1 protein-coding gene is annotated in these 1,741 nt (G+C 42.0%); it reads right to left on the bottom strand.

Translation table 11 applies throughout. From position 1 onward, the window contains the following. Positions 1–133 precede the first annotated feature (133 nt). Positions 134–1,561, bottom strand: coding sequence for an NAD-dependent succinate-semialdehyde dehydrogenase (locus H5186_RS22415; protein WP_182795031.1), 1,428 nt, complete (start codon positions 1,559–1,561; stop codon positions 134–136). Positions 1,562–1,741 lie beyond the last annotated feature (180 nt).

Raw genomic sequence — 1,741 nt, 5'->3', positions numbered from 1 at the left:
GGTAAGCGGTAAGCGGTAAGCGGTAAGCGGTAAGCGGTAAGCGGTAAGCCAAAAATTTGAGCGTTGCAAATTATTATGTCAACACTTAAAAAGCACTCGGACAGCTTAAAACTTATAGCTTACTGCTCTAAAGCTAAATTTTCATACACACATATTTTTCTTCGAGGTACTCGTCGAGCCCTTGGTGGCCACCTTCGCGACCAAGACCTGACTGCTTAACCCCACCGAACGGTGCCACGGGGTTTGATATTAACCCTTCGTTAATACCTACCATGCCGTACTCTAACGCTTCGCTCACTCGGTATATTTGTTTCAAATCTTGGCTATAAAAATAAGCAGCTAAACCATAAGGCACATCGTTGGCCAGTGCTAAAACTTCAGGCTCTTCATCAAATACAATGATACTCACCACCGGGCCAAAAACTTCTTGATGGTAAATGTCCATCTCCGCAGTTACCCCATTTAAAATAAGCGGTGCTTGATAGTTACCACCAAGCTCAACATTATCACCTATTTGTACCGCACCTTTTGCTTTGGCATCTGCAACCAACTCTTGTACTTTTTGCTTAGCTTTAGGATAAATCAACGGCCCTATATCTGTTGCGTCATCAAGCCCATTACCGACTTTCAGTGCTGTAACTTTTTTAGCTAATTTATCAACAACTTGATCAAGCACGCTACGCTGTACAAAAATACGGTTAGCCGCGACGCAAGTTTGCCCGCCATTTCTAAATTTTGCCCCCATAAGTCCCGTTACCGCTTCATCCAAATCGGCATTATCAAAAATAATAAACGGCGCGTTACCACCAAGTTCCATTGAAGTACGCTTAATAGTAGGGGCACATTGTGCAAGTAATTGCTTACCTACGCCCGTTGAACCGGTAAAAGTGAACTTACGAACAAGTTCAGATTCAGTTAGTAACTCACCCACCATTTTAGCGTTTTCAGAGAGCAATACATTAAAAGCGCCTTTTTCAAAACCGGCTTGGTCAGCCAAATAAGCTAATGCTAAAGCACATAAAGGTGTATGTTCCGAAGGTTTTAGTACAAAGCTACACCCAGCGGCATAGGCTGGTGCAACTTTACGGGTAACCATAGCAATTGGAAAATTCCAAGGAGTTATGCCTGCAACCACGCCAATAGGCTGTTTAAAACTAGTTAAACGATGATTGTCATCAGTGGCGGGGATCACATCACCATAGCTACGTTTGGCTTGCTCTGCGAACCACTTAATAAACCCAGCCCCATATTCAACTTCACCAAGGGCTTCTTTTAATGGTTTACCTTGCTCTTTAGTCATTAATTCAGCAAGGGTTTGTTTATGCTGCATAACCAGTTCAAACCAACGCATTAATACATTACTACGCGTTGTGGCATTGGTGGCTTTGAGTTTAATAAATGCGCCGTGAGCGGCGTTGATGGCTTTATGAACCCCATCATCATCGATATCACTTACCATGATGATGCTTTGCTGTGTAGCGGGATCATCAACACTAAAGTGTTTTTCAGTGGAGTAAAACTCACCGTTAATGAAAGAGTCGTTAAATAGTAGATTATTCATAAAACCTCCAAAGCAATTATTACGGCATATAGCCAATGTTATGTTCACCACCGATAAGCGGAGTTTTTCAAGTTAGTTGTCGCCTCAAGTTAAATTTTATGCCACCCGCATTTCTTCTTTTTTCTCAGGATTTAAATTTACTTCCTTAATTATTGACCAATCGCGTGATTTTCCTGACCA

It is taken from the genome of Pseudoalteromonas sp. SG41-2, assembly GCF_014164535.1.
Taxonomy (GTDB): Bacteria; Pseudomonadota; Gammaproteobacteria; order Enterobacterales; family Alteromonadaceae; genus Pseudoalteromonas; species Pseudoalteromonas rhizosphaerae.
Note: the sequence above shows the minus strand (reverse complement) of the source record. Positions and strands in the feature narration are given on the sequence as shown.

Coding starts and splice junctions, on each gene's coding strand:
- H5186_RS22415 (WP_182795031.1), bottom strand. CDS start 1,561: ATGAATAATCTACTATTTAACGACTCTTTCATTAACGGTGAGTTTTAC.